At 64.0% G+C, this 24,581-nt stretch carries 21 protein-coding genes and 3 tRNA genes; 10 read left to right on the top strand and 14 right to left on the bottom strand.

Translation table 11 applies throughout. From position 1 onward, the window contains the following. Positions 1-7: 7 nt before the first annotated feature. Complete coding sequence (locus K5607_RS06380) at positions 8-541, bottom strand: tetratricopeptide repeat protein (RefSeq protein WP_054774744.1); 534 nt, start codon at positions 539-541, stop codon at positions 8-10. A 127-nt stretch (positions 542-668) separates the two neighbouring features. Between K5607_RS06380 and mutS the strand changes: the two genes are divergently transcribed. Continuing rightward, on the top strand, positions 669-3,242 hold the full coding sequence (gene mutS / locus K5607_RS06375) for a DNA mismatch repair protein MutS (RefSeq protein ID WP_246598969.1): 2,574 nt from the start codon (positions 669-671) through the stop codon (positions 3,240-3,242). Between the two features lie 304 nt (positions 3,243-3,546). Then, the gene (gene mepA / locus K5607_RS06370; RefSeq protein ID WP_221048562.1) at positions 3,547-4,338 is read left to right on the top strand and encodes a penicillin-insensitive murein endopeptidase; all 792 of its coding nucleotides are present in this window, start codon (positions 3,547-3,549) and stop codon (positions 4,336-4,338) included. Positions 4,339-4,497: 159 nt separating this feature from the next. Here the strand turns inward: mepA and K5607_RS06365 are convergent, their stop codons facing one another. Continuing rightward, positions 4,498-5,781 carry a DEAD/DEAH box helicase gene (locus tag K5607_RS06365; RefSeq protein ID WP_221048561.1) on the bottom strand — a complete coding sequence of 428 codons (1,284 nt, stop codon included), beginning with the start codon at positions 5,779-5,781 and terminating at the stop codon, positions 4,498-4,500. Positions 5,782-6,068: 287 nt separating this feature from the next. Here K5607_RS06365 and K5607_RS06360 point away from each other — a divergent pair, with 287 nt between their 5' ends. Then, a complete protein-coding gene (locus K5607_RS06360) occupies positions 6,069-6,461 on the top strand; it encodes an ankyrin repeat domain-containing protein (protein ID WP_221048560.1) in 393 nt (130 codons plus the stop codon). Between the two features lie 166 nt (positions 6,462-6,627). Here the strand turns inward: K5607_RS06360 and lysS are convergent, their stop codons facing one another. The 10 genes from lysS to recA all read right to left on the bottom strand — a co-directional run bounded on the left by lysS (position 6,628) and on the right by recA (position 15,411). After that, entirely contained in the window at positions 6,628-8,115 is a 1,488-nt protein-coding gene (lysS, locus tag K5607_RS06355) for a lysine--tRNA ligase (RefSeq protein ID WP_221048559.1), read from the bottom strand. Between the two features lie 3 nt (positions 8,116-8,118). After that, a protein-coding gene (gene prfB / locus K5607_RS06350) for a peptide chain release factor 2 (protein ID WP_156302552.1) occupies positions 8,119-9,214 on the bottom strand; the annotation gives its coding sequence in 2 pieces (ribosomal slippage) (positions 8,119-9,141 and positions 9,143-9,214; 1,095 coding nt in all). A 90-nt stretch (positions 9,215-9,304) separates the two neighbouring features. Next, positions 9,305-9,380 (bottom strand) — tRNA-Asn (locus K5607_RS06345). Between the two features lie 15 nt (positions 9,381-9,395). Continuing rightward, positions 9,396-9,472, bottom strand: a tRNA-Arg gene (locus K5607_RS06340). Positions 9,473-9,591: 119 nt separating this feature from the next. Then, positions 9,592-9,682, bottom strand: a tRNA-Ser gene (locus K5607_RS06335). A 27-nt stretch (positions 9,683-9,709) separates the two neighbouring features. After that, positions 9,710-9,895: a carbon storage regulator CsrA gene (csrA, locus tag K5607_RS06330; RefSeq protein WP_054773795.1), complete on the bottom strand. Its 186-nt coding sequence runs from the start codon at positions 9,893-9,895 to the stop codon at positions 9,710-9,712. A 135-nt stretch (positions 9,896-10,030) separates the two neighbouring features. Beyond that, entirely contained in the window at positions 10,031-11,257 is a 1,227-nt protein-coding gene (locus K5607_RS06325; RefSeq protein WP_054773794.1) for an aspartate kinase, read from the bottom strand. A gap of 36 nt (positions 11,258-11,293) precedes the next feature. Beyond that, entirely contained in the window at positions 11,294-13,903 is a 2,610-nt protein-coding gene (alaS, locus tag K5607_RS06320) for an alanine--tRNA ligase (protein ID WP_221048558.1), read from the bottom strand. A gap of 9 nt (positions 13,904-13,912) precedes the next feature. Then, entirely contained in the window at positions 13,913-14,374 is a 462-nt protein-coding gene (locus K5607_RS06315) for a regulatory protein RecX (RefSeq protein WP_425515793.1), read from the bottom strand. After that, complete coding sequence (gene recA, locus K5607_RS06310) at positions 14,371-15,411, bottom strand: recombinase RecA (protein WP_054774373.1); 1,041 nt, start codon at positions 15,409-15,411, stop codon at positions 14,371-14,373. The genes K5607_RS06315 and recA overlap by 4 nt, the downstream gene beginning before the upstream one ends. A 318-nt stretch (positions 15,412-15,729) precedes the next feature. Between recA and K5607_RS06305 the strand changes: the two genes are divergently transcribed. From K5607_RS06305 to K5607_RS06275, 7 genes are read left to right on the top strand one after another with little or no spacing between them, the layout of a single operon-like run. Beyond that, positions 15,730-16,899, top strand: a complete 1,170-nt coding sequence (locus K5607_RS06305; protein ID WP_221048556.1) for a radical SAM family protein — start codon at positions 15,730-15,732, stop codon at positions 16,897-16,899. Then, complete coding sequence (locus tag K5607_RS06300; RefSeq protein WP_221048555.1) at positions 16,892-17,857, top strand: glycosyltransferase family 9 protein; 966 nt, start codon at positions 16,892-16,894, stop codon at positions 17,855-17,857. Before K5607_RS06305 ends, K5607_RS06300 begins: the two co-directional genes overlap by 8 nt. A 1-nt stretch (position 17,858) precedes the next feature. Continuing rightward, entirely contained in the window at positions 17,859-18,800 is a 942-nt protein-coding gene (locus tag K5607_RS06295; protein ID WP_221048554.1) for a thiamine pyrophosphate-dependent dehydrogenase E1 component subunit alpha, read from the top strand. Next, a complete protein-coding gene (locus K5607_RS06290; RefSeq protein WP_221048553.1) occupies positions 18,793-19,866 on the top strand; it encodes an alpha-ketoacid dehydrogenase subunit beta in 1,074 nt (357 codons plus the stop codon). Before K5607_RS06295 ends, K5607_RS06290 begins: the two co-directional genes overlap by 8 nt. Before the next feature lie 11 nt (positions 19,867-19,877). Further along, positions 19,878-20,981: a radical SAM protein gene (locus tag K5607_RS06285; protein WP_221048552.1), complete on the top strand. Its 1,104-nt coding sequence runs from the start codon at positions 19,878-19,880 to the stop codon at positions 20,979-20,981. A 27-nt stretch (positions 20,982-21,008) separates the two neighbouring features. Continuing rightward, positions 21,009-22,298, top strand: a complete 1,290-nt coding sequence (locus tag K5607_RS06280; protein WP_221048551.1) for a B12-binding domain-containing radical SAM protein — start codon at positions 21,009-21,011, stop codon at positions 22,296-22,298. Positions 22,299-22,336: 38 nt separating this feature from the next. After that, a complete protein-coding gene (locus K5607_RS06275) occupies positions 22,337-23,092 on the top strand; it encodes a class I SAM-dependent methyltransferase (protein WP_054773369.1) in 756 nt (251 codons plus the stop codon). Between the two features lie 7 nt (positions 23,093-23,099). On the opposite strand, the gene K5607_RS06270 is transcribed toward K5607_RS06275, so the two are convergent. Together K5607_RS06270 and K5607_RS06265 are read right to left on the bottom strand one after the other, a co-directional pair. Then, positions 23,100-24,239, bottom strand: coding sequence for a radical SAM/SPASM domain-containing protein (locus tag K5607_RS06270; protein ID WP_054773368.1), 1,140 nt, complete (start codon positions 24,237-24,239; stop codon positions 23,100-23,102). Further along, on the bottom strand, positions 24,236-24,571 hold the full coding sequence (locus tag K5607_RS06265) for a hypothetical protein (protein WP_221048550.1): 336 nt from the start codon (positions 24,569-24,571) through the stop codon (positions 24,236-24,238). Before K5607_RS06265 ends, K5607_RS06270 begins: the two co-directional genes overlap by 4 nt. Between the last annotated feature and the right edge of the window lie 10 nt (positions 24,572-24,581).

The raw sequence follows: 24,581 nt of genomic DNA, 5'->3' as shown, positions 1-24,581 counted from the left end.
GTCGGCCCTACTTCCCCTCCAGGTTCTGCCTTTTTTCCTCGTACTCCATGTTGTACAGCAGCATCTTCGCCCACACGTGGCCCTGGTCGGCGGCTTTCCGCAGCAACTCCTTGCCCTGGGCGTAGTCCTTGGGCACGCCTTCCTTCGCGTAGCGGCCGTTGAGATACATATTGCCCAAGGCCACCTGGGCATCGGAATAGCCTTGCTCGGCCGATTTCCGCATCCATAGCACCGCCTTGGCCTTGTCCGCCGCCACCGTCTCGCCCTGGGCATAGGACAGCCCGACAAAATATTCGGCCTTGGCATCGCCCTGCTCCGCCTTTTTCAGCGAGTCGGAAAAAATGCGGCCCTGTTCCGATTGCGGCATGGGCCACTCGGTCGGCAAGGCCAGGAACAGCGCCGCGAAGGTCGACAGCAGCACGGCGGAACCGGCTTTCAGGCAATACTCCACCGTCTTGCCCGTCCGCAACCAGCGCCGCACGGCGTAACGGTGGGCGAAATAGGCCGCCGCGCCGGCGATGAAAAAGCTGATGTATGACATAGGGCCGCTTCGCGTTTTTAACACTGCCACGGCAAGTTTAGCCCCGCCGCGTCGCCCCGCCAGCGGGCGCCGGCCGCTTTCCGCTAAAATGGCGGCCATTCCAGCACTCCGCATGTCCCGACCAGCCATGAGCAGCGACCTGTCCAACCACACTCCCATGATGCAGCAATACCTGGCGCTGAAGGCGCAGCACCCGGACCGGTTGCTGTTCTACCGCATGGGCGATTTCTACGAGCTGTTCTACGACGACGCCAAAAAAGCGGCGCAGTTGCTCGACATCACCCTCACCCACCGGGGCGAATCGGCCGGCGCGCGCATTTCCATGGCGGGCATCCCCTACCACGCGGCGGAAAACTACCTGGCGCGGTTGATAAAACTGGGCGAGTCCGTCGCCATCGCCGAGCAGTTCGGCGATCCGGCCAAAACCAAGGGCCCCATGGAACGCAAAGTGGTGCGCATCGTCACGCCGGGTACGGTGACCGACGAAGCCCTGCTGGAAGAGCGCCGCGACAACTACCTGGTAGCGCTGCACTGGCACGGCGATGCCTACGGCCTGGCATGCCTGGATTTGGCCGGCGGGCGCTTCCACGTGCAGGAAATCAAGACCGTGGAACGGCTGCTGGGCGAACTGGAACGCCTGTCGCCGGCCGAAATCCTCGTCAGCGAAGACCAGCCGCTGCCGGCGGCCCTGGCCTCCCGCAAGGGCTTGACCAAGCGCCCGCCCTGGCATTTCGAGCCGGAAAGCGCGCGGCAGTTGCTGTTGCGCCAGTTCCAGGTGAAGGACTTGGCCGGCTTCGGCTGCGAGGAGCTGGCCGCCGCCGTCGCCGCCGCCGGCTGCTTGATCCAATACGTGCGCGACACCCAGCAAAGCGCCCTGGGGCACTTGCAGGGCATCCGCGTGGAAACGGGCGAGGACACCATCCTGCTGGACGCCGCCAGCCGGCGCAACCTGGAGCTGGACTTCCACCCGTCCGGCCGCCACGACCTGACCCTGTTCGGCGTGCTGGACCGTACCGCCACCGCCATGGGCAGCCGCTTGCTGCGCCGCTGGCTGCATCGCCCCTTGCGCGACCGGCTGGTGCTGAACGCCCGCTTCGACGCGGTGGAATCCCTGCTGCAAAGCCGGTCGCACGACAACCTGCGCGACGTGCTGCGCGGCATCGGCGACCTGGAGCGCATCGCCGCGCGCATCGCCCTGCGCTCGGCGCGCCCCAGGGATTTGGCGGTGCTGCGGGATTCGTTGGGATTGGTGCCGGGATTGCAGTCAAACCTGCGTGAAAGCGACGCGCCCTTGCTGGCCGGCCTCTCCCAACGCCTGGACCTGCCGCCGGAAGTCGGCGACTTGCTGCGCCGCGCCGTCATCGACAATCCGCCCATGCTGATCCGCGACGGCGGCGTCATCGCCCCCGGCTACAACGCCGAACTGGACGAGCTGCGCAACCTCAGCCAGAACGCCGACCAATACTTAGTCGACCTGGAGCAGCGCGAGCGCGCCCGCAGCGGCATCGCCAACCTGAAAATCACCTACAACCGGGTGCAAGGCTACGCCATCGAAATCAGCCGCGCCCAGGCGGACAAGGTGCCGGTGGACTACGTGCGGCGGCAGACCTTGAAGAACGCCGAGCGCTACATCACGCCGGAACTGAAGGCTTTCGAGGACAAGGTGCTGAGCGCCAGGGAACGCTCCCTGGCCTGCGAAAAAGCCTTGTACGAAGAGCTGTTGAACCTGCTCGCCGGCCACTTGCCGGCCCTGCAGGACGCCGCCGCCGCCGTGGCGGAACTGGACGCCCTGGCCAACCTGGCCGAGCGGGCCGACGAACTCGACTGGACCCGCCCGACCTTGGCCGACCACGCCGGCATCGCCGTGACGGCGGGCCGCCACCCGGTGGTGGAACAGGTGTCCAGCACACCCTTCGTGCCCAACGACTTGGAACTGTCGCCGGACAACCGCCTGCTGGTCATCACCGGCCCCAATATGGGCGGTAAATCCACCTATATGCGCCAGGCGGCGCTCATCGTGCTGCTGGCGCACGTGGGCAGCTTCGTGCCGGCGCGGGCCGCCGAGATTGGTCCTATCGACCGCATTTTCACCCGCATCGGCGCTTCCGACGACCTGGCGTCCGGCCGCTCCACCTTCATGGTGGAAATGACCGAAACCGCCAACATCCTGCACAACGCCACGGAAAACAGCCTGGTCATCATGGACGAGATCGGCCGCGGCACCAGCACCTTCGACGGCTTGTCCCTGGCCTGGGCCTGCGCCGAACACCTGGCGCGGCATACCCAGGGCTATACCCTGTTCGCCACCCATTATTTCGAGCTGACCACGCTGGCCGACGACTATCCCTCGGTGCGCAACGTGCATCTGGACGCCGTGGAGCACAACGACGGCATCGTCTTCCTCCATGCGGTGAAAGACGGCCCGGCCAGCCAGAGCTACGGCCTGCAGGTGGCAGCCCTGGCCGGCGTGCCGCGCGCGGTCATCGCCCGCGCCCGCGAAAAGCTGCTGTCGCTGGAAAGCCAGGCCGCCGCCAGCCACCAGGCCAAGCCGGCCAAATCCGGCCCCAAACAAGTGGATTTGTTCGCCGCCGCCCCCCATCCCGCCTTGCTGCTGCTGCAACAAGCCAAACCGGATGAACTCAGCCCCCGCCAAGCGTTGGATCTGCTGTTCGACCTGGCCGAAATGGCGAAGCAAGCCTAAACGTCACCGAAGCCTTCCGGCCCCTCTCCCCGAGGGGCTAGAGTCAATGTCGTTAAGCTAAGCGCCTAAACCCTCGCTGCGCTCTGCCCCAGGGGCCGCCGCGCAGCGGAAATGCTAAGGCTTCCCGAGAAGACTGGGATGAGGGGGTAAAAAGTCGCGATCTTTTTCTTCCCCTCACCCTAACCCTCTCCCGGAGGGAGAGGGGACTGAATCCGTGGCCTTAACTTAACGACATTGGGGCTGGGGTGCTGATAGCCCCCAAAGCCCTGGCCGTTTTCCCCGACTATAGAGCGCATCAAGCCCAATGAACCGCCGCACGAAACTCGCCTGCCTCGCCTGGCTGATACTGCTGCCCGCCGGCACCGCCGCGCTGGAGCCCAGCGCCGGCCCGCCCCGCAGCATCGGCTCCCCGGCCAACGGCTGCCTCGCCGGCGCGTTGGCCCTGCCCTTCGACGGACCGGGCTACAGCGTGGTGCGAACGCCCCGCGAACGCTATTACGGCCACGGGCAATTGCTGGACTACGTGAAAAACCTAGGCATCCGCGCGGCAGAAACCGGCTTGGGCACGCTGCTGGTGGGAGACATGTCCCAAGCGCGCGGCGGCCCCATGCCCTACGGCCACAGCAGCCACCAGCACGGCCTGGACGTGGACGTTTGGTTTCAGGTTGCGCCCCGTCCGCCGTTCTCGCCGCTGGACGCGTTGCGCGACCCCGGCGTCCAACCCTCGCTGCTCAACCCCAGCCGCAAAGACTTGTCTCCCGCGCTGTGGAACGGCAGCCAAACCGCCCTGCTGCGCCTGGCGGCCAACGCCGAATCCGCGGACCGCATTTTCGTCAACCCGGTCATCAAGCGCGAATTGTGTCGCAGCGCGCCCGGGGCCTGGCTGCGCAAGCTTCGCCCCTGGCACGGCCACGACGACCACTTCCACGTCCGCCTGGCCTGCCCCGCCGATAGCCCGTCCTGCCAACCGCAAGCCCCGCTGCCGGCCGGCGACGGTTGCGGCGCGGAATTGGATTGGTGGTTCCAGCCGCGCAAACCGGAACGCAAGCCCGCCGCCCCGCCTCAGCCTTGGCCGGCCGAGTGCGAAGCCTTGTAGGCGGGCCGGGCGGAACCGCAGCCGAGCAAGCGCCGCCCGCGCCCGCTAGCTGAAAACGATACGGCCGCGGGGCTTGCGCCGCGCGGCCGTATCGTTAGTCCTGGCACCGTCGGGATGGGAAGCGACCGGCCGCGCCGCGCCTCCCGTCCCCGCTTCACCTTACTGCGGACGCCCCGCCCGGGGCGCGCTGCTGCGCCGGTCGTTGGGCGAACGGCTGCGGGAGTGGCGGCCGGCGTTGGCCGGACGGGAGTGGCCGCCGCCATCGCCGCGGCGCGGCGGCTGGTGGCCGGGCTGGGCGCGCAACACGAAGCCGGGCTCGAAGCCCTGTTCGGTGGCGCGGGGGACTTCCCGTTTCAGCAAGCGCTCGATGGCCCCCAACAGCTTGGCTTCGTCCTGGGATACCAGGGACAGTGCCTCACCCGTCGCGCCGGCGCGGCCGGTGCGGCCGATGCGGTGCACGTAGTCTTCCGGCACATTGGGCAACTCGAAATTCACCACGTGGGGCAGCTGGTCGATGTCCAGGCCGCGCGCCGCGATGTCGGTAGCCACCAGCACCGCCACTTTGCCGGACTTGAAGTCGGCCAGGGCGCGGGTGCGGGCGCCTTGGCTCTTGTCGCCGTGCAGGGAAGCCGAATCGATGCCGTCGCGCTGCAACTGGGCGGCCAGCCGGTCCGCGCCGTGCTTGGTGCGCACGAAAACCAATACTTGTTTCCAGTTGCCGGTGCCGACCAAATGGGACAGCAGCTCACGCTTGCGTTCCTTCTCGACGGCATAGACGCGCTGCGCCACGCTCTCGGCGGCGGAATTCTGCCGCGCCACTTCCACCATGGCGGGATTGTGCAGCAACTGGGCCGACAACGCCTTGATCTCTTCGGAGAAGGTGGCGGAGAACAGCAGGTTCTGCCGAGCTTTCGGCAGCACCGCGATCACCTGGCGAATGTCGCGGATGAAGCCCATGTCCAACATGCGGTCGGCTTCGTCCAGCACGAACATTTCCACCTGGGACAGGTCCAGGGTACGCTGGCGCACGTGGTCCAACAAACGGCCGGGCGTCGCCACCACGATGTCCACGCCGTTACGCAGGGCGCGCATCTGCGGCACCATGCTGACGCCGCCGAAAATCACGGTGGAACGCAACGGCAAATGCTTGCCGTAGGCGCGCACGCTGTCCTGCACCTGGGCGGCCAATTCGCGGGTCGGGGTGAGTATCAAAGCGCGCACGACGCGCTGGCGGCCGTTGAGCGGCGTTTCCATCAAACGCTGCAACAGCGGCAAAGTGAAACTGGCGGTTTTACCGGTGCCGGTTTGTGCGCCGGCGAGAATGTCGCGCCCTTCCAGAACGACGGGGATGGCTTGCTGTTGAATCGGGGTGGGCTTGGTATAGCCCTCTTCGGACACGGCACGGAGTAGTTCGGCCGACAGGCCGAGCTGGGTAAAAGGCATAATTTTCCTTACGAAAATAAAAGCAACGCCTGCCGACGCGAGCCGGACCGATCAAGGCGAATGGGAGGGGTACGCAGTGGGAATGCCACGGAGGGGAAACTGACCGCGAGAGCTGGAACGCACCGACCGGATGGGTGTTTGGTGTTCAGCTGGGGACATTGTAACCGCTAGGGGCTGGGGGCGCCATGGTTATTTCAGGGGATGCTGATTTAGCGGCTCGGCCGGGGTTAGGCGAGGACGCCAACTCGCCCGACAGGCGACGATTTAAAATCGAGAGGCTTGCATCGATGAATTCCGAATGGGAAAAAGCGGCCAAACAGGGCGATGCCCAGACGATCCTCGATCTGCTTCGGCAAGGCGCCGATGTGGACGCCCGCGACCATTACGGCCAGACGGCCCTCATGCTGGCCGCTCACGCCGGCCATGGCTCGGTGGTCGAAGCGCTGATCGCCCATGGCGCAGACCTCGACCGCACGGCGAAATTCGGCCTGAGCGCCTTGATGCTGGCCGTCGTCGCCGGGCATGAAGACATCGCGGCGCTGCTGACGAAGGCCGGGGCGGATGTTTCTTTTCGGGGTAGCGGGGCGCCGGGATTCGCCGGCAAGACCGCCGACGATCTTGCCGCCGAGCGCTACATGACGGCGCCGGCGGCCAGAACCGTGCCGGGACCGACCCGATAAAATCCAAGGCCGAACGCTGCGCGGAATACGCGCCATTTAAGAAAGCGGATGCAGACAACGGCATCCGCCGTTGAAGGATTAGGCGGAAAGCGGCCCGCCCAGGCAGGGGACCGACGCCCCCTGCCCTGCGAGGCGCTGGCGATCCAGCGCCTCGCCGCACGTCGGCTCAGTGCACCGGGCGCATGTGCGGGAACAGGATGACGTCGCGGATGGAGGGAGAGTCGGTGAGGAACATCACCAGACGGTCGATGCCGATCCCCTCTCCCGCCGTGGGCGGCAGGCCGTATTCCAGGGCGCGGATGTAGTCCGCGTCGTAGTGCATGGCCTCTTCGTCGCCGGCGTCGTGGTCTTCCACCTGCTTGCGGAAACGCTCGGCCTGGTCTTCCGGGTCGTTGAGCTCGGAAAAGCCGTTGGCCAGTTCGCGGCCGCAGACGAAGAACTCGAAGCGGTCGGTGATGAAGGGGTTTTCGTCGTTGCGCCGCGCCAGGGGCGACACTTCCGCCGGGTAAGCGGTGATGAAAGTCGGCTCGTCCAGGCGGTGTTCCACCGTCTTCTCGAAGATTTCCGTCTGGATCTTGCCCAAGCCGTCGCCGGGGGAAACCAGGATCTCCAGACGCGAAGCCACGTGGGCCGCCCGCTCGCGGGTTTCCAAATGCTCAGCCTTGATATCCGGGTTGTAGTGCAGGATGGATTCCAGCATGGTCATGCGACGGAACGGCTGGGACAAGTCATAGGTCTTGCCCTGGTGTTCCACCTGCTGGGTGCCCAGCACGGTTTGCGCAAGCCCGCGCAACATTTCCTCAGTCAGGTCCATCAGGTCGCGGTAGTCGGCGTAGGCCTGGTAGAACTCCAGCATGGTGAACTCGGGGTTGTGCCGAGTGGACAGGCCTTCGTTACGGAAAGAGCGGTTGATTTCGAACACCCGCTCGAAACCGCCCACCACCAAGCGCTTGAGGTACAACTCCGGCGCGATGCGCAGGAATAGCTGCATATCCAGGGCGTTGTGGTGGGTAACGAACGGCTTGGCACGAGCGCCGCCGGGGATCGCCTGCATCATGGGCGTTTCCACTTCCAGGAAATCGCGGGCGCCGAGGAAGTCGCGGATGTAGCGAACCACTTGGGAGCGCACGTGGAAAATGCGGCGGGCGTCCTCGTTCATGATGAGGTCGACGTAACGCTGGCGATAGCGCTGCTCGGTGTCGGTCAGGCCGTGGTACTTTTCCGGCAAGGGCTGTAGGGATTTGGCCAACAGCCGTATTTCGCTGACCCGCACGGAAAGCTCGCCGGTTTTGGTGCGGAACACTACGCCGACGGCGCCGATGATGTCGCCCATGTCCCAGCCTTTGAAAGCCTGGTAAACGTCCTCGCCGACGTTGTCCCGCTGCAAGAACAGCTGCATCTGGCCGGACATGTCCTGCAAGTGCACGAAACTGGCTTTGCCCATGACGCGCTTGGTCATCAAACGGCCGGCCAGTTTGACCGTGGCCGCCTTGGCTTCCAACGCGTCGCCGTCCAGCTCGCCGTATTGCTCGTGCAGCCTGGCGGCAAGGGAATCGCGGCGGAAGTCGTTGGGGAAAGCGATACCGGCTTCGCGCAGCTCGCCCAATTTTTCCCGGCGCAGGGCGATGAGTTTGTTTTCGTCCAAATCGGTCATGATTTATAGCCCTTGTTTCAAACTGGCTTCGATGAACTGATCCAAGGCCCCGTCCAGCACCGCCTGGGTGTTGCGGGTTTCCACGCCGGTGCGCAGGTCCTTGATGCGGGAGTCGTCCAACACGTAGGAACGGATCTGGCTGCCCCAGCCGATGTCGGACTTGGAGTCTTCCAGCTTCTGTTTTTCGGCATTGCGCTTTTGCAGCTCCAGCTCGTACAGCTTGGCTTTCAGCTGCTTCATGGCAAAGTCGCGGTTGGCGTGCTGGGAGCGCTGCGACTGGCAGGCCACCACGGTATTCGTAGGAATATGGGTGATACGCACGGCGGACTCGGTCCGGTTGACGTGCTGGCCGCCGGCGCCGGAAGCGCGGTACACGTCGGTGCGCAAGTCGGCGGGATTGATGTCGATGGCGATGTCGTCGTCCACTTCCGGCGAGACGAACACGGCACTGAACGAGGTGTGGCGACGGTTGCCGGAATCGAACGGCGACTTGCGCACCAGGCGGTGCACGCCGGTTTCCGTGCGCAGCCAGCCGTAGGCGTATTCGCCCTCGAAGCGGATGGTGGCGCTCTTGATGCCGGCCACGTCGCCGGCGGACGCTTCTTCCAGCTCGGTCTTGAAGCCGTGCTGCTCGCCCCAGCGCAAATACATGCGCAGCAGCATTTCCGCCCAGTCTTGCGCCTCGGTGCCGCCGGAGCCGGCCTGGATGTCCATAAAGGCGTTGTTCGCGTCCATTTCGCCGGAGAACATGCGGCGGAATTCCAACCCCGACAATTGCGACTCGAAACGCTGCAAGTCGGCTTCAACGCCGGCCACCGTGCCTTCGTCGTTTTCCGCTTCGGCCATTTCCAGCAAGTCGGCGGCGTCGGTAAGGCCTTGCTCCAAGCCGTCCAACAAGTCGATCACGCCTTCCAGCTGGGCACGTTCGCGGCCCAGGGTTTGCGCCTGCTCCGGGTTGTCCCAGACTTTCGGATTTTCCAGCTCCAGCCGGACTTCGGCTAGGCGTTCGCGCTTGCCATCGTAGTCAAAGATACCCCCGAAGAGCCTCACCGCGGCTCCGGAGATCTTTGATGGCGGTATATAAAGGATTCAGTTCCATACCAGCATTCACCTCGGTTCAATCTGGACGGCGCCTAAAACGCCGACAAAAAAAAGGGCTCGACGATTATCGTCAAGCCCTTGATTTTTTTGGCTCCCCCGGACGGGCTCGAACCGCCGACCCAGTGATTAACAGTCACTTGCTCTACCGACTGAGCTACAGGGGAACATACTTAAAATAATGGCGGGCCTGGAGAGATTCGAACTCCCGACCACCTAGTTCGTAGCCAGGTACTCTATCCAACTGAGCTACAGGCCCGCGAAGACAGAAATTATGCAATTTTTACGCCGCCGGGTCAACCCTTTTTTTCACCATTTTGGACTCCTGTCCGGACCGGCAACGCCTGACTGGGATGAACCAGACCAGGGTTTACATAATGGCGGAGAGAGAGGGATTCGAACCCTCGATGAGCTTTTGACCCATACTCCCTTAGCAGGGGAGCGCCTTCGGCCTCTCGGCCATCTCTCCGAACTTGAATCGCTATTATAACGGCTTTTACTGTTCCGTAGTAGCCGCTTGTTCCTTTTTAATTCTCTCGTAGATCTCTTCGCGGTGCACGGCCACATCTTTGGGCGCGTTGACACCGATTCTTACCTGATTACCTTTCACACCGAGCACCGTGACCGTCACTTCATCGCCGACCATCAGCGTTTCACCCACTCTCCGCGTCAGTATAAGCATAGCTTTTAGTCCTTTTGTCCTGAATGCGACTGCCGCAATCGCCAAACCGCAACAGCCAACCAACTGATGAAAACTACTAACCAAGTCCCATTTTAGCAGTTAATTCCCTAGACAGGTAGTCGACAATGGGAGAGCTCAGGCCGCCGGCTCCTTGTCCAGCCCAAACGCCTCGTGCAGGCTGCGCACCGCCAATTCCAGGTATTTCTCGTCCATCACGACGGAAATCTTGATTTCCGAAGTGGAGATCATGCGGATATTGATGCCTTCCTTCGCCAGGGTTTCGAACATGGTGCTGGCGATGCCGGCGTGGGAGCGCATCCCTACCCCGACCACGGAGACTTTGACGATTTTGTCGTCCCCCGTCACGGCCTTGGCGCCCAATTCGCCGCAAAGCTTTTGCAGAATTTCCATGGCTTTTGCGAACTCGTTGCGATGCACCGTGAAGGTAAAATCGGTGGTGGCGTCGCCGGCCACGTTCTGCACGATCATGTCCACTTCGATGTTGGCGGCGGCGATGGGGCCGAGGATCTTATGGGCGATGCCCGGCTTGTCCGGCACGCCTTCCAAAGTCAATTTGGCTTCGTCGCGGTTGAAGGCGATGCCAGAAATCACTGCTTTTTCCATCTCCGATTCCTCGTAGGTAATCAGCGTGCCTTCCCCTTCCTGGAAGCTGGAAAGCACGCGCAGGGGTACGTTGTACTTGCCGGCGAACTCCACCGAACGGATTTGCAGCACTTTAGAGCCCAGGCTGGCCATTTCCAGCATTTCCTCGAACGTGATGCGCTCCAAACGGCGGGCGCGCGGCTCGACGCGGGGATCGGTGGTGTAGACCCCATCCACGTCGGTGAAAATCAAGCATTCGTCGGCCTTGAGGGCCGCGGCCAGGGCCACCGCCGTGGTGTCGGAGCCGCCCCGCCCCAGGGTGGTGAGATCGCCGGCTTCCGTGACGCCCTGGAAACCGGCGACGATGACCACGCGGCCGGCGGCCAGATCGGCACGGATCGCCTCGTTGTCGATGCGCTCCACGCGGGCCTTGGTGTGGGCCTCGTCGGTGATGATTTTCACCTGGGCGCCGGTGTAGGAACGGGCCGGGCAGCCTTTGGCCTCCAAAGCCATGGCCAACAAGGCTATCGTGACCTGCTCGCCGGTGGACAACAGCACGTCCACCTCTCGCGGATTGGGCCGCTCCTGCACCTCGTGGGCCAGGGCCAGCAGGCGGTTGGTTTCACCGCTCATGGCGGAAACCACCACCACGATGTCGTCGCCTTTTTGCCGGGCCTTGATGACCCGCTCGGCCACGTGTTTGATGCGTTCGGTGCTACCGACCGAGGTACCGCCGTATTTATGAACGTATAGCGCCATGGGATTCTTGCGACGATAAGGTTTGTGAAAACGGAATTATTGCAGGCGCTGGCCGACCCAAGCGGCCACGCCGGCCAGAGCCTTGTCCAGTTCCGGCGAGTCGGTGCCGCCGGCCTGGGCCATGTCGGGCCGGCCGCCGCCCTTGCCGCCGGCGCTGGCCGCCACCAGGTTGACCAAGTCCACCGCGCTCAAGCGCGAAGTCTGGTCCTGGGTGACGCCGGCCACCAGGCTGACCTTGCCGTCCTTGGCCAGCGCCAGCACGATGGCGGCGCTGCCCAACTTATTTTTGAGCTGGTCGGCCAAATCGCGCAGCGCCTTGGGGTCGCCGTCCTGCAGGCGGGCCGCCAGCACTTTGATGCCGGCCACTTCCACCGCTTGGCCGGCCAAATCGCCGCCGGCGCTGCTGGCGAGCTTGCCTTTGAGGCGCTCGATCTCCTTTTCCAGAGACTTGCCGCGCTCCAGCAACTGCTGAATTTTGTCGTCCAGCCCGTCGCGGCCCACCTTGACCTTGGCGCACAGGCTTTGCAATAGATGGTCGGTTTGCTCCAGCCACGACACGGCGTTCTCGCCGGTGACCGCTTCCACGCGGCGGATGCCGGCGGCCACGCCGGTTTCCGTGACGATTTTGAACAGGCCGATATCGCCGGCGCGGCCGACGTGGGTGCCGCCGCACAGTTCGGTGGAAAAATCGCCGATTTTCACCACCCGCACCTGGTCGCCGTATTTCTCGCCGAACAGCGCCATGGCGCCGGCCGCCATGGCCTCGTCCTTGCCCATCACGGCGACGCCGGCCTCCTGGTTGCGGCGGATTTGTTCGTTGACCAAACGTTCCACCTCGGCGATCTCGCCGGCGGTCATGGGCGCGTCGTGGACGAAGTCGAAGCGCAGGCGCTGGGCATCCACCAGGGAGCCCTTTTGCGTAACGTGGCCGCCGAGAATCTTGCGCAGGGCGGCGTGCAGCAAGTGGGTGGCGGAGTGGTTGAGGGCCACGGCTTGGCGTACCGCGCCGTCCACCACCGCTTGGCAAGCGGAACCCGTTTTCAGGCTACCGTTGAGCACCTTGCCGTGGTGCAGGAACACGTCGTTGCCCTGCTTCTTGGTATCCGCCACGTCGAACACCGCGTCGCCGGCGATGACCTTGCCCACGTCGCCGGCTTGGCCGCCGGACTCGCCGTAGAACGGTGTGCGTTCCAGCACCACCAGGCCGGCCTCGCCGGCGTTCAATTCCGCCACCGGCTGGCCATCGCGGAACAGCGCCGCTATGCGGGTCTCTTCCTGCAAATGCTGGTAGCCGGTGAATTCGGTGCGGCAATCCACCTGCACGTCCTTGGCGTAGTCGGCGCCGAACTGGTTGGCGGCGCGCGCGCGCTCGCGCTGTTGATCCATGCAGCGCTCGAAGCCTTCCGTGTCCACGGTCAGGCCGTTTTCGCGGGCAAAATCGGCCGTCAGGTCCACCGGGAAGCCGTAGGTGTCGTACAGCAGGAACGCCGTTTCGCCGGGTATCTGCTTGCCCTGCATGCCTTCCACGCAGGCTTGCAGAATGCCCATGCCCTGCTCCAGGGTTTCGGCGAAACGCTCCTCTTCCCTTTGCAGCACCTTTTCCACCTGGGCGCGGGCCTGCATCAGCTCGGGATAGGCGCCTCCCATTTCGTTGCACAACGGCGCCACCAGCTTGTGGAAAAACACCTCGCGAATGCCCAGCTTGTAGCCGTGGCGGATGGCGCGGCGCATGATGCGGCGCAGCACGTAGCCGCGCCCTTCGTTGGAGGGCACCACGCCGTCCGCCACCAGGAAGGCGCAGGAGCGGATGTGGTCGGCGATGACGCGCAACGACGCGTGGTTGGTGTCGCTGAGCTCGGCCAATTCCGCCGCCGCCTTCAGCAGGCTCTGGAACAGGTCGATTTCGTAGTTGCTGTGCACGCCCTGCATCACCGCCGCCAGGCGTTCCAGGCCCATGCCGGTATCCACCGACGGCTTGGGCAGCGGCGTCAGCGTGCCGTCCTGGGCGCGGTCGTACTGCATGAACACCAGGTTCCAGATCTCGATGTAGCGGTCGCCGTCCTCGTCCGGCGATCCGGGCGGGCCGCCGGGAATGTGGGCGCCGTGATCGTAGAAGATTTCCGTGCAGGGGCCGCAGGGGCCGACGTCGCCCATGGACCAGAAGTTGTCCTTGGCGCCGATGCGGGAGAAACGGTTCGGATCGACCTTGACGCTTTCCAGCCAGATCGCTTCGGCCTCCTTGTCCTGGTCGAACACGGTCACCCACAGGCGTTCGGGCGGCAGCTTGAGCACCACCGTGAGGAACTCCCAAGCGAAGTGAATGGCGTCGCGCTTGAAGTAATCGCCGAAGCTGAAGTTGCCCAGCATTTCGAAGAAGGTGTGATGGCGCGCGGTGTAGCCGACATTTTCCAGGTCGTTGTGCTTGCCGCCGGCGCGCACGCAGCGCTGGGCGGTGGCCGCGCGGCTATAACTGCGCTGCTCGCGGCCGAGGAACACGTCCTTGAACTGCACCATGCCGGCGTTGGTGAACAGCAACGTCGGATCGTTGCCCGGCACGAGCTGGCTGGACGCCACCAGTTCGTGGCCGCGCTCGCGGAAATACTCCAAAAATAGGTTGCGCAATTCCGCGCTGCTCATGGTCGCCATATCGCTGTGCTAGCCTTCGTTCTTGTGCTTCTTCAATCGGTCGAGAAAATCCCGGATTTGCTCCACGGCAAACCCACGGCCCTGCAAAAAGCGTCCGCGCCGCGCGTATTCCTCGCGGCTGTCGGGAGTGGTGTCGCCGTATTTCTTTTTATAGGCTGCCGCCAGGGCGGCTCGCCAATCGATGTCCGCTTCCGTCAGGGCGGCGGCATCGTCTATGCCGGCCTGGCGCAAGCGCTGGCGAACGCTGAGCGGGCCGTAGCCCCGCAGCGCCCTCCCCCGCGTCATGCTCTCCGCATAACGGCTGTCGCTCTGCCAGCCGTCCCGGCGCAAGGCTTCCAAAGCGGCCTCGGCCGCTTCCTGCCCGCAACCCCGGCCGGCCAGCTTGGCCCGCAACTCGGCGGCGCTGTATTCGCGCCGCGCCAGCAGGCGCAAGCAATACTGCCGCGCCTCCTTGGCCTCGTCGTCGGTCAGTCTTCGATCTCCGCGGCCTCGGCCTTGGGGCCGGGCGCCGCGATCACGCCGGCGAAGACTTTTTCGCGAATCTTGGCCTCGACCTCCCGCGTCATTTCGGGATGCTCCTTGAGGTATTTGCGCACGTTGTCCTTGCCTTGGCCGATGCGGTCGCTGCCGTAGCTGTACCAAGCGCCGGATTTCTGTATCAGTTCGTGCTGCACGCCCAACTCGATCAGCTCGCCCTCGCGGGACACGCCTTCGCCGTAGAAAATCTCGAACTCGGCCTGTTTGAAAGGCGGGGCGACCTTGTTCTTGACGACCTTGACGCGGGTTTCGTTGCCCACTACCTCGTCGCCGTCCTTGATGGCGCCGGTGCGGCGGATGTCCAAGCGCACGGAAGCATAGAACTTCAGCGCGTTGCCGCCGGTGGTGGTTTCCGGGCTGCCGAACATGACGCCGATCTTCATGCGGATCTGGTTGATGAAGATCACCAGGGTGTTGGAACGCTTGATGTTGGCGGTGAGCTTGCGCAGCGCCTGGGACATAAGGCGAGCCTGCAGGCCCACGTGGGAATCGCCCATCTCGCCTTCGATTTCCGCCTTGGGCGTCAGTGCGGCCACCGAGTCGATCACCACCACGTCGATGGAGCCGGAGCGCACCAGCATGTCGGCGATTTCCAGCGCCTGCTCGCCGGTGTCGGGCTGGGACACCAACAGGTCGTCCAGGTTGACGCCGATTTTTTCCGCGTACGACGGATCCAAGGCGTGCTCGGCATCGACGAAAGCCGCCGTACCGCCCAACTTCTGCGCCTGGGCGATCACTTCCAGAGTCAGGGTGGTTTTGCCCGAGGATTCCGGGCCGTAGATTTCCACGATGCGGCCGCGCGGCAAACCGCCCACGCCGAGGGCGATATCCAAGGCGAGGGAGCCGGTGGGAATCACTTCCAAATCGCGCACCGCCGCCACGTCGCCCATGCGCATGACCGAGCCCTTGCCGAACTGCTTTTCGATCTGCAGCAGCGCCGCGCCCAGCGCCTTACGTTTGTTTTCGTCCATCAATGCCACTTCGGTGGTGTGTTGAAATTTCGATCATTATTCCATACCGCCGCCGCGGGGCATAGCCGCAGCCGCGCCCAGCGAACCCCAAGCCGGCGGCAGCCAAGCTCCGATAGTCTACCGACGGGAGAAAACGCTCTAATGATTCCTACCGGCAAGCCGATAGCAGCAAAGTCACAGCGATTTTCGACGGCAACGTAGCGGATAATGACTATTTCCTCCAGGTGCCCCACCACCGACACCATGGCGGCCCAACCCAGCACGGCACCGCTGCGTGCCCCTACACCCTCGGTCACCGGCCAACCCACAGCGAGCCCAGTGGCGTTATCCCCCATCCCCCTGCCGGACAGCCTGAACTACATCGGGCTGTTCCTCACGCTCGAATGCAACCTGAATTGCAGCTATTGCATCAACGATCCGCAGCAGCTCGGCCGGCGCAACGCCCTGTTCCCGATGGACGGCAAATCCGCCCGCAAAGGACTGACGCCCGAGCAATGGGTCGCCGCCCTGCGAAGGCTCCCTTTCCGCCCCGGCCTGCCCATCACCCTGCAAGGAGGGGAGCCCATGCTGTACTGGGGCGGCCAAGGGCTGGGCCTGATACTGTCCCAAGTGCCCCATTACTTCGACCTGCTCACCAACTTCGCCCTCAAGCCGGAGGTATTCGCCCGCTACCTCAACGGCCAACAGGCCAAACTGCAACGGGATGCGCCCTACCCGTCCATCCGCGTCAGCTATCATGCCGACGAAATGAACCGAGCCTGGAACGGACGCGGCTTCGAAGCGCTGGTGGCGCGCTGCGAAGCGCTGCGGGATTACGGCTTTCGCATCTCCCCGCGCAAGGCCGACAGCGATGTCGGCATCTACATGGTCGAGCACCCGCAGAACCGCGTCACGGCGGAAATGAAAGCGGCCTACGAAGGCCGCGTGCCGTTCGAAACCAAGGAATTTCTCGGCGTCCACGACGGCAAGCTCTACGGGCGTTACCTGTATCCGTTCTCCACCGATCTCATCGCCCGCGGCATTTATCCCACGACCTTGCAATGCGAATGCCGCACCACGGAACTGCTGATCGACCCGATGGGCTTCGTCTGGGGCTGCCACTATTACCTGTACGAAGGCTGGAGCCACGGCGGCCCGCTGCGGGAATTCGCCGCGCTGGAACAGGAAGGCTTTCGCTACGCCCGGCACGGCGCACGGATTTTCGCCGGCCGCGCCATGGCGCCGGTGGGGCACCTACTCGATCCCGACTTCGCCATGGCCGAGCTGGAGGTTTTCCGCCCTTGCAAGCAATACGGCCGTTGCATAGGCTGCGATACCAAGATAAAAAACGACCGCTTCCAGAGCTACTACGACCGGGGCATTCCCCACACCTCGGTCCAAATCAGGAACATCCACATGCCCGCCGACCTGCTTGGCCAAATCGATAACCTGGAACAAACACGGCGGTTCTTCAGCGCAACGGCAAAGGAAGGCAACGCCCATGAATAACGCCCTGCCAGCGGCCGCCGCCCGCAAGCGCGTCCTCATCATCAAACCGGGTTACGGCGAAACGCTGGACCCGGACAACAGCGGCATGGTCAGCCTGGGCGACATCCTGCGCACCACGGTGATCCTGCACCTGTTTCCGCCGCAGGACTACCACGTCACCTGGGTGGTGGACCAGAAAGGCGTCGCCCTGCTCAAGGGCAATCCCTTCATCGACCGGCTGCTGGTCATCAACCCCTTCACGCCCCATCTGCTGCTGTCGGAGTGGTTCGACATCGTCGTCAATTTCGAGAGGGAACCCGGCATCTGCGCCGTATCCGACCGCATTCCGGCCTGGCGGCGCTACGGTTTCCGGCTGGACGCGCAGACCCACACGGCGGTGTGCTACGACCACGCCGACGAAGCCCTAAGCTTCACCACCGATGCCGAGGCCAAGCGCCGCAAGGCCAAATCCTGGTCGGAAATTCTTTACGAAATGCTGGGCCACCGCTACGCCGGGCAATCCTATGTGCTGGGCTACCAGCCGCGCTCGGCCATCAGCCACGATGTCGGCCTGAATCATCTGATCGGCCACAAGTTTCCCCTCAAGCGCTGGCCGGAGCCCTATTGGCAGGCATTGCACGACGAGCTGGCCACCAGCTATTCCGTCGACTGGCAACAGGGCGCCAACGACATCGAGGATTACATCGAGTGGATCGCCGGTTGCCGCCTGCTGGTCACCAACGACTCCCTGGGCCTGCACATCGCCCTCGGCCTGGGCAAACCGGTGATCGCCCTGTTCGGCCCCACCGTCGCCGGCGAAATCGACGGCCCCAACCTGACCCGCATCACGCCGCCGCTGCCCTGGGACTGCATTCCCTGCGTCGAATCCTCGTGCAGCCAAGCCACACCCTGCATGCAACACATTCCGGTGCAGATGGTCGGCGCTGCCGTCCGCGCCCAATTGTCCCGCCAGGCCTGACATGAACCCATTCGATCTTTACCGCCAAATGCTGCGCATACGCCGCATCGAAGAAGCCATCGCCGACCGCTACCCGGCCCAGGAAATGCGCTGCCCGGTGCACCTGTCCATCGGCCAGGAAGCCGTCGCCGTGGGCGTGTGCGCCGCGCTGGAACAACGCGACGGCGTCTTCAGCGGCCACCGCGCCCACGCCCATTACCTGGCCAAGGGCGGCGACCTCACCGCCATGCTGGCGGAAATCTACGGCCTCGACGCCGGCTGCTGCCACGGCGTGGGCGGCTCCATGCACATGATCGACCTGCGAGCCGGCTTTCTCGGCGCCGTGCCCATCGTCGGCGCCACCCTCCCCCTGGCGGTGGGGGCGGCCTGGGCGGCGCGGCTGCGCGGCGAGGACAAGGTGGTCGCGGTGTTTTTCGGCGACGGCACCTTCGAAGAAGGCGTGGTGCACGAATCCGTCAACTTCGCCGTGCTGCACAGCCTGCCGGTGCTGTTCGTTTGCGAAAACAACCTGTACGCCTGCTACACCCGCCTCCCCGACCGCCAGCCGCCACGGCCCATCCACGGCGTCGCCGCCGCCCACGGCTGCATCACCCTCACCGCCGACGGCAACGACGTGGAGGCGGTCCACCAGGCGGCCCGCACCGCCGTCGGCCAATTGCGCAGCGGCAGCAAGCCCTATTTCCTGGAGTGCGCCACCTACCGCTGGCGCGAGCACTGCGGCCCCGAACTGGACGACCACCTGGGTTATCGCCCGGCCGGGGAACGGCAGGATTGGGAAGCCCACTGCCCGCTCCGGCGCCTGGCTCCACGCCTTAGCGCCGGCGGCACGGACCTGGACCGATTGGAAAGCGAGGTCGCCGCCGAAATCGAATCCGCCTTCGCGGCGGCGCTGGCCAGCCCGCCGCCGCGCCCTGCCGACTTGCCGGGGTATCTGTATGCCTGAAGCCGGCCGCCAACTCACCCAAATCGAAGCCATCCGCGAAGCGCTGGAACAGGCCATGGCCGAGGACGAACGCGTCATCCTGGTCGGCGAAGGCGTGCCCGACCCCAAAGGCGTGTTCGGCACCACCGCCGGCCTGCAGGAACGCTTCGGCAAGCAGCGGGTGTTCGACAGCCCCATCGCCGAAAACGGCATGACCGGCATCTGCATCGGCGCCGCCATGTCCGGCCTGCGCCCGGTCATGGTGCACCAGCGCATCGACTTCGCCCTGCTGGCCATGGACCAGATCGTCAACAATGCCGCCAAGTGGCGTTACATGTTCGCCGGCCAAGTCAATATCCCGCTGGTCATCCGCGTCATCGTCGGCCGCGGCTGGGGCCAGGGGCCGCAGCACGCCCAAAGCCTGCAAGCGCTGTTCGCCCACATTCCCGGCCTCAAGGTGGTCATGCCCAGCAGCGGCTACGACAGCAAAGGCATGTTGCTGGCGGCCATCCGCGACGACAACCCGGTCATTTTCATCGAGCACCGCTGGCTGCAAACCCTCCGCGACATCGTGCCGGAAGAGCCTTATGTGGTTCCCCTCGACCAGGCGCTGATCTGCCACCCCGGCCGGCACGCCACGCTGCTGGCCTTCTCCTACATGACCGTCGAGGCGCGCCTGGCCGCCGAAGCCCTGGCGGATTACGGCATCGAGCTGGAAGTCATCGACGCCCGCTGCGTGCGGCCGCTGGACCTCGCCACCGTCGTGGCGTCGGTGCGCCGCACCGGCAGCCTGATCGTCGCCGACACCGCCTGGAAAACCGGCGGCATCGCCGGCGAGGTGATTGCCGCTGTGGCCGAAACGGCGTTTTCCGCCCTCCGGCGTCCGCCCCTGCGCATCGCCCTGCCGGATTATCCCGTGCCGACTTCGCCCCACCTGGCCGAGGGCCATTATCCCGACGCCCTGTCTATCGCCCGCGCCGTCGCCGCGCACTTGGACGCCGCCATTCCCGACGCGGAACTGGCCGGCCGGCTGGCGCGAACCACCCCGCACGATGTGCCGCAGCGCGACTTTCGCGGCCCCTTCTAAGAGCGCCCCCCATGTCCGACCGCTACGCCATCGACAGCCACAAGCTCATGTACCATCCCCAGCGCATCGCGCAACTGCTGGATGCCGGCGACGACTGGAACAAGGCCAAGGCCGTCTACCCCCTGTACGTGGAAATGTCGCCGGTGGGCGCCTGCAACCATCGCTGCACTTTCTGCGCGATGGACTATATCGGCTACCAGCCGACCCGCCTGCCGCTGGAAACCGCCGAACGCGCCCTGGCCGACATGGGACGGCTGGGCATACGCAGCGTCATGTTCGCCGGCGAAGGCGAACCCATGCTGCACAAGGACATCCACCGCATGGTGGCCGCCGCCGCCGAGGCCGGCATCGACACGGCCATGACCACCAACGCCTCGGTGTTGACGCCAGCCTTCGTCGAGCAAGCCCTGCCGCATATGTCGTGGATCAAGGCCTCGGTCAACGCCGGCACGGCGGACAGCTACGCCCGCATCCACCGCACCAAGGCCGACGATTTCCAGCGTGTGCTGGACAACCTGAAAACCCTGGCCGACGCCCGCCGCCGGCACGGCTACGCCTGCACCCTCGGCGCACAGATCCTGCTGCTGCCGGAAAACGCCCACGAGGTGGAACCCCTGGCGCGCCTGTGCCGCGACGACATCGGGCTCGACTATCTGGTGGTCAAGCCCCACTCCCAGCACCGTTTCAGCCTCACCAAGGCTTACGAAGGCATCGACTACCAGGCCACCCTGCGCCTGGGCGACAGCCTGCGGGCGCTGAACACAAACAGCTTCCAGGTGATATTCCGCGACAACACCATGAAGAAGCACGACGCAGGCGAGGCCAACCGCTACCGCAGCTGCAACGCCACGCCGTTCCTCTGGGCCTACGTCATGGCGACCGGCGCCGTGTACGGTTGCAGCGCCTACCTGCTCAATCCGCGCTTCGACTACGGCAACCTCAACCACGCCTCGTTCCAGGACATCTGGGAAGGCGAGCGGCGCCGCGACAACTTCCGCTACGTGCGCCACGAACTGGACATCCACGAGTGCCGCCTGAACTGCCGCATGGACGAGGCCAACCGCTACCTGGACCGGCTGATTCGGCGCGACGTGCCCCACATCAATTTCATCTGACCGACCGCACGCAGAAAAACCCAAGCCATGCTGAAACCGAAAAAAATCCTCTTGGCGGTCATGCCCTATGAAGGCGAAGTGCAGGATCGCGTCACGGCCAAGTTTTATAAAAACAGCGCCGTCAAATACATGCCCCTCGGCGTGCTCAGCATCGCCGCCTGCATACCCGAACACTACGAAGTAAAAATACTGGATGCCGCCAGCCTGGGATTGAGCCTGGACGAAACCCTGCACGCCATCGAAAACTATGCGCCGGACATACTGGGGCTGTCCGTGGTTACCTACCGCGCCTGGACCATGGTGGAGATATTGAAACGGGCGTCGGCCCCCATCAAAGTGGTGGGCGGCCCCCACGCCACCCGCAACCACGCCGCCATTTTGCGGCAAGGCGCCCATGCGGTATTCGTCGACGACGCGGAAATCATTTTCCCCCAGTGGCTGGAAGACGGCTGCCCCGCCGGCGTATTCTTCGGCGGCCAGGTAAACATGGACGCCCTGCCCCTGCCGGCCCGCCACCTGCTGAATATCGAAGATTACCGTATCGAGCAAAACAGCGATTTGCTGTTCAATGTCGGCTCCTTGCGCTTGCCCATGTTCTCGTCCCGCGGCTGCCCTTATGCCTGCATCTATTGCGACGTGCAGCAAAAACAATTCAATTTCAAATCCGTGGGCAAGTGCATCGAGGAATTCAACGCCCTCATCGATTTGGGCGCCACCTCCATCCACATCCTGGACGATGCGTTCAATATCAACCGAGCCAGGGTATCCGACCTGAGCCAGGCCGTCGTGCAAAACGGCATACAAATCGACTGGAGCGCACGCGGCACGGTGGAAGTGCGCGAGGCGGTCATCGCCGACCTGGCCGCCGCCGGCTGCAAGCGCCTGCACGTGGGCATCGAAAGCTTGGACGACACCGTATTGGAATACTTCAAAAAAGCCTGCCGGTTGAAGCACATCGAGCAATTCTGCGAACTGTGCAACCGCTACGGCATCGACGTGCTGGGCTATTTCATTATCGGCGCGCCGGGAGAAACCGACGAATACCGGAAAACCCTACCCGAGCGCATCAAAAACCTCGGCATCCGCCTGCCCTATTTCAACCTGTTATCGCCCTTGGCCGAAACCCCTTACTACGACGAACTGCTGCGCAGCGGCCGGTTCGAGCGGGATTATTGGGGGGAATTCTGCGAAAACCCGGTGCGGGATTTCATTATTCCGGAAGTGCGCAGCGTGGAGGAGGAAGACCATTTAAAATCGGTCATCGACCATTACGTGGAACACTTCAAGCGCAGGGAAATGCCGACTTTCGTCAGCTAGCCGCTCAACCACAAGAACCATTTGCCGGAGCACTATCAATGGCCGTTCATTGCGTTGTTTGCAGCAACGAAAGTTTCCCCATATTCATCGCCGACGGCGCCACCATCCATAAATGCCGGCATTGCGCGCTGGAATTCGCCGATCCCATGCCCAGCGCGGCGGAATTGGACAAACTGTACAGCGACTACGAATACTATACGGAATACGACCGGCAGATGATTCGCGACACGGTGAAAAAGAACTGCCGCAAGAATATCGATTATTTGCAGCGCTACGGCTTGAGCCAAGACCATAAGCTGCTGGATTTCGGCTGCGGCGAAAACCTGTTCGTGCAGGAAGGCATGCCGTGCCGGTGGGCGGGCTACAACTATCCCCACGACGCCCTGGATTACGACGCCAAGGACAAATACGATTTCGTCACCCTGTGGGGCGTGCTGGAGCACCTACCCGACCCCATGGGCGTCGTCGGCAACCTGGCGCGCCTCGTCGCCGGCGGCGGCAAGCTGGTGATGACCACGGTGGGCACGGAAACGGGCATCCCGTACCGCTACCGCTATCCGGTGCACCTGACCTGGTGGAGCGAAAAATCCGTCCGCGAACTGCTGGAGAAAACCGGCTTCAAGGTGCTGGAGATTTCCAAATACACGATGATCCAGAACCCGAAGTTTTACCTGGACCGGGTGCTGGACCGGGGCATGGTGCCGGCCCACATCAAGGAAAAAATCGCCATCCACATCGACGAGGACATCCTCGTCCCCACCAACGAAATCCTCATCGTCGGCGAAAAGGCCTAAGGCCGCCTCACAGAAAATTGACGTGCAGCGGCGGTTCGCCCGCGGCCGGGCGGATGCGCTCGATGCCTTTGACGTGGTTGTCCAGCGCCACGCTGACGTAATGCTGGATCGGCAGCGTGCCCATCATGGTCTGGGCGTCGAAGGCCGGCGAAGCGAGGTAATTCATCGCCCGCCAGTAACGCTCGGACTTCCAGATGTCCATAAAGCGCTCCTCGGTGAAATTGCCGATGTGCAGCTTGGAGTAGCGCGCGTTGAAAAACATGCCGGACGGCGCCACCAGCCCGCTGCCGCTGATTTGCAGCAGAAACGGCGGACCGTAGAAGCGCTGGTAGGAAGGCTTGTCGCCGTCCTGGATCTTGCTCCACTTGACGACGACCTTGGTCTGCTCCGTGCTCAGCCGCTCGGCCTGACGCAACACGTCGTACAAGGCCTCGTATTTGCCGTAGTCGATGCCGAGGGAGTGCTGCTCGTCGTCCGAGCAGTGCTTGATGACCGCATAGTCCACCCCCAAATCGACGCCGAGCTGGGCGAACGGCAGAATTTCCTCGCCGAACTCCGGCATCAACACCATCTGGATGCCCAGCGTCACCTTGAGCTTGTTGCGGCGTTTCAAATCGACGGCGTAGCGGATGTGCTCGATGGCGCGCTCGAACACGGCGGTGTGTTCCGGCCCCTTGTACATGATGCGGGCGTAACTCTCCGGCCGGCCGGCGCCGACGGTAAAGCGCACCCAGGTCAGGTGCGGCAGCACCTGCTCGATTTTTTCCGGCCCCCACTCCCAGGCATTGGTGGCGTTGCCCACGTCGACGCCCAGCTCCGCCGCGTGCCGGATGAAAGGCACATAGGTTTTCGACAAAGTGCTTTCGCCGTCGGACACCAGCGACACGCTGCGCACCCCCATGGCGGCAAAATCATCCAGCAGATTGAGCGCGTGGCTAGTGGTGACCGGGCTGCGCACCTGCGACTCCTGCATCATGGCGTAGCAGAACGAGCACATGGCGCCGCATGCCCGGGTCAGCGCCATGTCCACGCTCACCGGCGCGATGCGCTCCCCCGCCTCCCAGGCCGCAACCCGGTCGTAATGGTGCGACAGCTTGTGGGAATCCAGGATCAATCCGCCTTCGCGGGTGGCGACGGCGGCGGTCATGGCTTGCCCCCCATGCCGCGCAAATTGCGCAAGGAACTGCGGTCGCCCAAAGGTTCCAGCCAAACGGCGAGGCTGGGCTCGACGGTTTCCTTCAAAAAGGCCTCCAGATCCAGCAGCAGCGTGCCGCGCTCGCCGGCGGACAAAGGCTGCAACAGGCCGACGATCACTTCACCGTTTTCCTCCGCCGTCGCGACGGCAACCGCGCGGTTAAAGGCGCCGGGGCCCGAATGCAGCGCTTGCTCCACCCTGGCCATCCGCTCGGCGTCCGTCAGCCGGCGCCAGGCGGCGCCCGGCGCCGGAGTTTGCGTACGGGAGTCCTTAAGATTAATCATGCCTTGCCCA

It is taken from the genome of Methylogaea oryzae (genome assembly GCF_019669985.1).
GTDB lineage: Bacteria > Pseudomonadota > Gammaproteobacteria > Methylococcales > Methylococcaceae > Methylogaea > Methylogaea oryzae.
This window is presented reverse-complemented; position numbering and strand designations above follow the sequence as displayed.